Annotated in this window: 5 protein-coding genes; 1 reads left to right on the forward strand and 4 read right to left on the reverse strand. The window is 72.5% G+C overall.

The window, feature by feature from the left end; translation table 11 throughout:
* A partial coding sequence (locus D7V93_RS34265) for an amidase (protein ID WP_147451496.1) occupies positions 1-1385 on the reverse strand: 1385 nt, incomplete at its 3' end.
* An 80-nt stretch (positions 1386-1465) separates the two neighbouring features.
* Entirely contained in the window at positions 1466-2197 is a 732-nt protein-coding gene (locus D7V93_RS34270) for a L,D-transpeptidase family protein (RefSeq protein ID WP_120647382.1), read from the reverse strand.
* 302 nt (positions 2198-2499) lie between these two features.
* Between D7V93_RS34270 and D7V93_RS34275 the strand changes: the two genes are divergently transcribed.
* Positions 2500-5106 carry an RIO1 family regulatory kinase/ATPase domain-containing protein gene (locus D7V93_RS34275; RefSeq protein ID WP_120647383.1) on the forward strand — a complete coding sequence of 869 codons (2607 nt, stop codon included), beginning with the start codon at positions 2500-2502 and terminating at the stop codon, positions 5104-5106.
* Between the two features lie 53 nt (positions 5107-5159).
* Here the strand turns inward: D7V93_RS34275 and D7V93_RS34280 are convergent, their stop codons facing one another.
* Together D7V93_RS34280 and deoD are read right to left on the reverse strand one after the other, a co-directional pair.
* Positions 5160-6047, reverse strand: coding sequence for an alpha-ketoglutarate-dependent dioxygenase AlkB (locus D7V93_RS34280; RefSeq protein WP_120647384.1), 888 nt, complete (start codon positions 6045-6047; stop codon positions 5160-5162).
* Between the two features lie 11 nt (positions 6048-6058).
* A complete protein-coding gene (gene deoD, locus D7V93_RS34285) occupies positions 6059-6772 on the reverse strand; it encodes a purine-nucleoside phosphorylase (RefSeq protein WP_120647385.1) in 714 nt (237 codons plus the stop codon).
* Between the last annotated feature and the right edge of the window lie 81 nt (positions 6773-6853).

The following is a 6853-nucleotide window of genomic DNA, read 5'->3' on the forward strand; positions in this document are numbered from 1 at the left end:
GGCAGGCCCGCCTCGGTGCGTCCCAGCGGGAACACCACGACGGGGTTCCCCGTGGCGTTGAAGAAGCTGGTGAACCCGCCCAGCGCTTCCAGGTAGCCGCGCGGCGCGCCGTCCACCTCCACCGGTCCGCCAAAGGGCGTGTGCGGGATGGCGGGCGTGGGCGACACCGGCACCAGCCACGCGTCCCATCCCGACAGGAACCGCTCCAGCGTGGCCATGTGCCCGTCCCGCCTCGTCAGCGTCGCGCCATGGCCGGCGAGGTCCAGGTACGTGCCTCGCACGATGGCCGCCGCCATCCGGTCGTCCTTGAGCGGAAGGAACTGGTCCCGGAAGCCCTGGCGCCAGTCCGGCGGCAGCGGCGCGCCCACCTCCCCGCCCTCCATCAGGCCCCACACCTCCAGGAGGTCATCGAAGTCCAGGGCCTCCGGCACTGCGTGCTCCACGACGACGCCCTCGGCCCGCAGCGCCGCGGTGAAGCGCTCGAGGAGTTGCCGCGTGGGGCCGTCTGCCCGGAACGGGCCCAGCGTGTCCGTCCACGCCAGCCGCAGCCCCTTGAGGGCCCGGGGCTTCGCGGCGCCCAGCGGCGCGACGGGCGGCACCTCCGGGTTGCGCGGATCCTCGCCCTCGATGAGGGACAGGATGAGCCGCAGGTCCGCCACCGAGCGCGCCAGCGGACCGGAACACGCCATGTGGCGCACGTGGCGCGGCCCGTTGGGCATGTCGGGGACGTGGCCCGCGTTGGAGACGCGGTGCTCCGTGGGCTTGATGCCGACGATGCCGCAGAAGTGCGCCGGCAGCCGGATGGAGCCGCCAATGTCGCTGCCCACCTCGAACGGGGTGAAGCCCGCCGCGACCGCCGCCGCCGCCCCACCGCTGGAGCCGCCCGGCGTGCGGCCCAGGTCATGCGGGTTGTTGGCCCGGCCCAGCAGCGGCCCGTGCGTCTGGTAGTCGGAGGCGAACGGCGGCAGGTTCGTCTTGCCCCAGAGGATGGCGCCCGCGGCCTTGAGCCGGGCCACCGCGGTCGCGTCCTCCGAGGGCACGTACCCGGCCAGCTCCGGATGGCCGGACGTCGTGCGCAGGCCCGCGGTGCTGAACGCATCCTTCACCGTGAAGGGCACACCGTGCAGCGGCCCCCACAGCTCCCCCCGCGCGAGCGCGGCGTCCGCCTGGGCGGCGCGTTCGCGGGCCCGCTCCTCGTCCCACGTCACGACGGCGTTGAGCGCGGGGTTGTGCTGACGGGCCCGGGACAGGAAGGCGTCCAGCACCTCCACGGCGCTGACCTGCCGGGCGCGAAGGGCGGCGGCCAGCTCCGTGGTCGTCAGGGACACGAGCGCTCGCGCGCCCCCGGGAGACCCGGACTCCTGCAGCGAGACGGAAGTCTTCATGTGCGCACCCCTGGAAATCGGCGACAGCGGCGACACCGACGATGGGGTGATTTCTAGCAGGTCCGCGGAGCGCCGCGGAGCTACCGGACAGGGAGGGCCGGGCTCACCACGTAGGCGGTCGCCGCGGCGTTCACCTTCACGCGCGGAGGGCGCCGCTGGGCCTCGAACCACCGGTAGCCGGGCTCCAGGCCGCGCCAGAAGTCCTTGCGCGAATCGGTGACGCCGGGCAGGGACTCCAGCGCCGCGAGCCCCGCGGCGTCCAGCCGGCGCGGGAAGATGTGCACCGGCACGTCGCGCCCCATGCGCGCCCGGGCCTCGGACACCATCACGTACAGCGCCTCGATGGGCCCGTCCTCGATGGCCAGACAGCCGATGCTCACGCAGTTGCCGTGGATGTAGATGTCGCCGCCCGGCTTCGCGGCCCCCAGCTTCCGGTCGAGCGCGTTCGGGTAGCTCACGCGCATGGACAGGTGGAAGTTGCTCTTCGGGTTGAAGAGGTCGACCGTGTAGAAGCCCTCCGGCACCTGTTCGTCCCCCATGGCGCGCTTGGGGCCCACGTCGCCGGACGCCGCGCAGATGGGATACGTGCGCACCTTCACCAGCGGCTTGCCCCGGGGGCCCGCCCAGACCTCCAGCTCGCGCTCGACCTTGAAGGCCCGCAGGTAGAGCTCCTCTGGCGGCCAGGACAGGCCCGCCTCCTTGAAGCTCCGGACGAGCTCCGCCGTCTGGTGCGCCCGGGCACCGGCGACGCGGTCCTCCGCGTGCGCGCACAGCGAGGCGAACAGGACACCCCACAGGGGTAGGACCTTCATGGGCGGACGGCTCCTCTTGAGGGACTGCCGGGACTTGGACGCCGGACCCGCGTCAAGCGGTCCCCGGGCAGGGGGTGGCCGGCGAACAGGATACAGGGACGACCCCACCCCTGGCCCCCTGCTTCCCAAGCTGCTAGCAAGCGGTACGTGGGCCTTCTGGACGACGTTCAGCGTGACGGCGATGGAAACCAGGGCCTGCCCGGTGTTCTCATCTCCAACGTGCATCATGGCGAGCAGGGGCCGCCGGTGTGCGTGACGACTGAAGCTCCCCGCCCCGTGCCGTTCCGGCCTTCTGCCTAAGAATGAATGACTCCCTCGAGACCCTCCTCGCCGACGGCATCATTGACGCCGTCATCGGCCAGCTGAAGACGGGCAAGGAGGCAGAGGTATGGCTTGTCCAGCACGCCGGCCAGGTGGTCGCCGCGAAGCTGTACAAGGAGCGCCACGAGCGCAACTTCCGCAATAACTCCGGCTACAAGGAAGGCCGCGAGGTGCGCAACTCGCGCACCCGCCGCGCCATGGAGAAGGGCAGCCGCTTCGGACAGGCCGCCGCGGAAGAGGCCTGGAAGAACGCCGAGGCCGACTCGCTCTACAAGCTGCACGCCCAGGGCGTGCGCGTGCCCACCCCTGTCCTGTTCTACGAAGGCATCCTCCTGATGGAGCTGGTGCTGGACGAGCAGGGACAGCCCGCGCCCCGGCTCGTGGAGGCCCCGCCCCTGACGCCCGAGGACGCCGAGGCCGTCTACCTGGACCTGCGCGGGCAGGTGATTCGCACCTTGTGCGCGGATCTCATCCATGGGGACCTGTCGCCCTACAACATCCTAATGAGTGGGATGGGGCCGACGCTCATCGACTTCCCGCAGACGGTGGCGGCGGCGCGCAACAGCCAGGCGGAGTTCTACTTCCGCCGCGACCTGGACAACGTGCGTGAGTTCCTCACGGGCATCTCGCCCCGGTTGGAGAGCCGCGCGGGTGACACGGGCGAAATCTGGAACGCGTACGTGCGCCGCGACCTGACGCCGGAGTTCTCGCCGTCGGGCACGTTCCGCGAGCCCCCGCGCCGCAATGGAGCGCAGGGTCGCCCGGGTGGCCGGGCGGAGCGCTTCGGGCAGGAGGGACGCGGCGACCTGCGCGCGGCCCCGGCGCCCGTGGTCGCGGTGGAGCTGGAGGACGGCGTCAGCGCGGAGGAGGCGGAGCTGCGCGCGCTGGAAGCCCTGGTGTTGCGGCAGGGAGGCGGAGAGCGCGGACGGCCGGTCGTCACGTCGAGCCCGCGCGATGGGCGTCGTCGCGGCGGAGGATTCGGTGGCAAGCCGCCGCCGCGCACCGGCAATGCGCCCCGGCCCGGGAACGCGGGACCGCAGCAGGGTGCGGCGGCGCGTCCGCAGCAGGGCGGTGGACGGCCCGGTGGGAACAACGGACGTCCGCAGCAGGGCGGGCCGCGCGCCGGGAACGGTGCCCCGGTGGCGCAGGCCGCGAGCGCGGCAGGCGAGGCGCGCACGAATGGACGGCCCCCGCAGGGTGGCGGGCCTCGCAACGGGAACGCGCAGCAGCGCACGCCGAACGAGCCGCGCCGGGATGGGCGTCCGCCGCGACAGCCGAACGGCGACGCGCGCGTGAATGGCCCGTCGCAGCCGCAGAATGGCAATGCGCGCATGAACGGCGCGCAGGCGGGTGGCGAGCCGCGCATGAATGGCCGCCCCCCGCGGAACGAGTCGCGCGCGAATGGCCGACCCCAGGGCGGCGAGCCCCGGATGGACGGCGCGCAGCAGAACGGCGATGCGCGCATGAACGGACGTCCGCAGCAGGGCGGCGAGCCCCGGATGGACGGCGCGCAGCAGAACGGCGATGCGCGCATGAACGGACGTCCGCAGCAGGGCGGTGGAGCCCGGACGGAAGGGCAGCCCGCGCAGCACGGCGATGCGCGCATGAACGGCCGTCCGCAGCAGAACCGTTCCCGGATGGACGGGGCGCCAGCGCAACGGCACGGTGAGTCCCGTGCGAACGGCGCGCAGCAGAGCAACGGTTCCGGCCAGGAGGCCGTGCCGCAACAGCTCAGCGAGCCTCGGATGGACAACCGGTCGCAGTCGCGAAACGGCGAGCCGCGCATGAACGGCCGCGCTCCCCACCAGAATGGTGAGTCGCGTGCGAACGGTGCTCAGCAGAATGGCGAGCCGCGCATGAATGGCCGTCCGCAGCAGGGCGGCGAGCCCCGGATGGATGGCGCTCGGCAGAACGGCGAACCTCGCATGAACGGCCGGCCCCAGCAGAACGGCGAGCCGCGCATGAATGGCGCGCAGCAGAACGGCGAGGCACGCACAAACGGCGAGCCGCGCACGAATGGCGCGCAGCAGAACGGCGAACCTCGCATGAACGGCCGGGCGCCCCAGCAGAACGGCGAGCCGCGCACGAATGGCGCGCAGCAGAACGGCGAACCTCGCATGAACAGCCGGACGCCCCAGCAGAGCGGCGAGCCGCGCATGAATGGCCGGTCGCAGCAGGGCGGTGAGCCCCGGATGGATGGCGCTCGGCAGAACGGCGAGCCGCGCATGAACAACCGGACGCCTCAGCAGTACAGCGAGTCCGGCACGAACACGTCGCCGCAGGGCGAGCCCCGCATGAACGGCCGCCCCCCGCGAGGACAGCGCACGCCGAACGCCGAAGCCGGTGACGCCTCCTTCGCGCCGCCGACGAACGGTGCCCCCGGTGGAGACAACCGCCGGCAGCGCGCGCAGGACACCGAGCCCCAGTCCGCCCCCCATGAAGCGCGCGGCAACACTCCCCGGATGCCGCGTCAGGCTCCGGAGCGGGGCGCGGGACGTCCCGCTCGGGGCGGCTCGCCGCAGGTGAGCTACGTGGGCCGTTCGCCCGCGTCCGCCTCCTCCAACCGGGGCCCCGAGACGGGCTCGTAGCAGCCCGCTCCACCGGACAGGACGGCGCGGACGCACGACGTCCGCGCCCTCCCCTACCCCGCCTTCACCGCCAGCTCCCGCGCCAGCTCCTCGCGGAAGAAGCGACTGCCCTTCGCGAGCGTCGCCATGTACGGCCGCACGTCCTCGCGGGCCTCCTGGCTCAGCGCCGCGAACGGCGTCACGTGCGCGTCCGGCACGTAGCGGAACGTCAGGTTGATGCGCCGCGTGCGGAAGTCCGGCAGCTCCGGCGGCATGACGTGCCCCGCGCGCGTGTCCACCCGCTGCACCCGGTGGAACGTCTGCTCCTTCCACTGCGCGCCGCCGAAGAGCTGCAACGACCCATCATCCAACCACTGCTCCAGCACCACCGCGTCGCGCTCGCCGGGCCGCGAGGACGTGACGAACTGGATGAGCGCGCGCTCCCCGAAGGACAGCGACGCCACCGGCCCGGGCTCGAAGTCCTTGTGCTCGCCCACGCGCGCGGTGTCCACCCAGCGCCCGTCCTCCAACCGGCTGCCGTAGAAGTTCACCAGACACGTGTTGAGGTGCCAGCCCTGCGGCATGTCCGCCCCCCGGAACATCCGCCGCGCCAGCGCCTCCACCTTCGCGACCTGCCGCTCCAGCACCGCCGGGAACGGCTCCGCCTTCACGCAGCGGTCCTTCACGCCCTTGGGCGGCCGGTAGTAGTCGAGGCACGCGAACTGCCAGTTGCCCAGCCAGTACACCGGCCGCAACAGCCGCCGCTGCACCTGCCCCTCCGGCGGCGGGAAGTGCTTCGAAAAGCGCTCCTCCCACAGGGGGTGCAGCGTGCCCAGCCACGCGAGGATCTCCGCGCGGTCCGCCGCCGCGAGGAAGCTCGCGTTGTAGTGGTGGCCCGGCGTGCGCTGGGCCGCCTTGCGCGCCAGCCCGGACGGCGGGCCCCTGCGGGAACCGAAGCTCATACGAGCGTCCCTTACGCCTCGGAGACGGCGACGTCGAGCGCCACCTCGATCATCTCGTCGAACGTCGTCTGCCGGTCCTCGGGGGACAGCTTCTCCCCGGTGAGGATGTGGTCCGACACCGTGAGCATTCCCAACGCCCGCGCGCCGAACTCCGCCGCCACGCCATACAGGCCGGCGATCTCCATCTCCACCGCCAGGATGCCCATGCGAGCCAGCGTGGCGTTGAGCGCCTCCTGCGGGTGGTAGAACAGGTCCGACGTGAACACCGAGCCCACGCGCACGGGCTTGCTCCGCTTCTCCGCCGCCTCCACCGCGCGGCGCACGAGCGTGAAGTCCGCCACCGCCGGGAAGTCGTGGTCCATCACGCGCATGCGGTTCACCCGCGAGTCGGTGCCCGCGCCCAGCGCCACGATGACGTCGCGCAGCTTCACGTCCTCGCGAAGCGCCCCGCAGCTGCCCACGCGGATGAGCACGCGCGCGCCGTACGTCCGCACCAGCTCCGTCGCGTAGATGGAGATGGAGGGCACGCCCATGCCGTGCCCCATCACCGACAGCTGCTTGCCCCGGAAGGTGCCGGTGTAGCCCAGCATGTTGCGCACCGACGTGACGGAGCGCGCGCCTTCCAGGAAGCGCTCGGAGATGTAGCGGGCGCGCAGCGGGTCGCCCGGCATGAGGACCACTTCGGCGAAGTCACCCGGAGCGGCGGAGATGTGCGGAGTTGCCATGGAGCGTGAAGCCTTTCAGCGCGCGGTCGACAGACCGGACGGGGCGCCCGTCGGGCCCGCCACGGGGGCGGGGGCCGGCGC

It is taken from the genome of Corallococcus llansteffanensis (assembly GCF_003612055.1).
Lineage (GTDB): Bacteria > Myxococcota > Myxococcia > Myxococcales > Myxococcaceae > Corallococcus > Corallococcus llansteffanensis.

Bases quoted from the DNA above. Each gene is read 5' to 3' on its own strand.
- D7V93_RS34270 (WP_120647382.1), bottom strand. From the start codon at position 2,197: ATGAAGGTCCTACCCCTGTGGGGTGTCCTGTTCGCCTCGCTGTGCGCG.
- D7V93_RS34275 (WP_120647383.1), top strand. From the start codon at position 2,500: ATGAATGACTCCCTCGAGACCCTCCTCGCCGACGGCATCATTGACGCC.
- D7V93_RS34280 (WP_120647384.1), bottom strand. From the start codon at position 6,047: ATGAGCTTCGGTTCCCGCAGGGGCCCGCCGTCCGGGCTGGCGCGCAAG.
- deoD (WP_120647385.1), bottom strand. From the start codon at position 6,772: ATGGCAACTCCGCACATCTCCGCCGCTCCGGGTGACTTCGCCGAAGTG.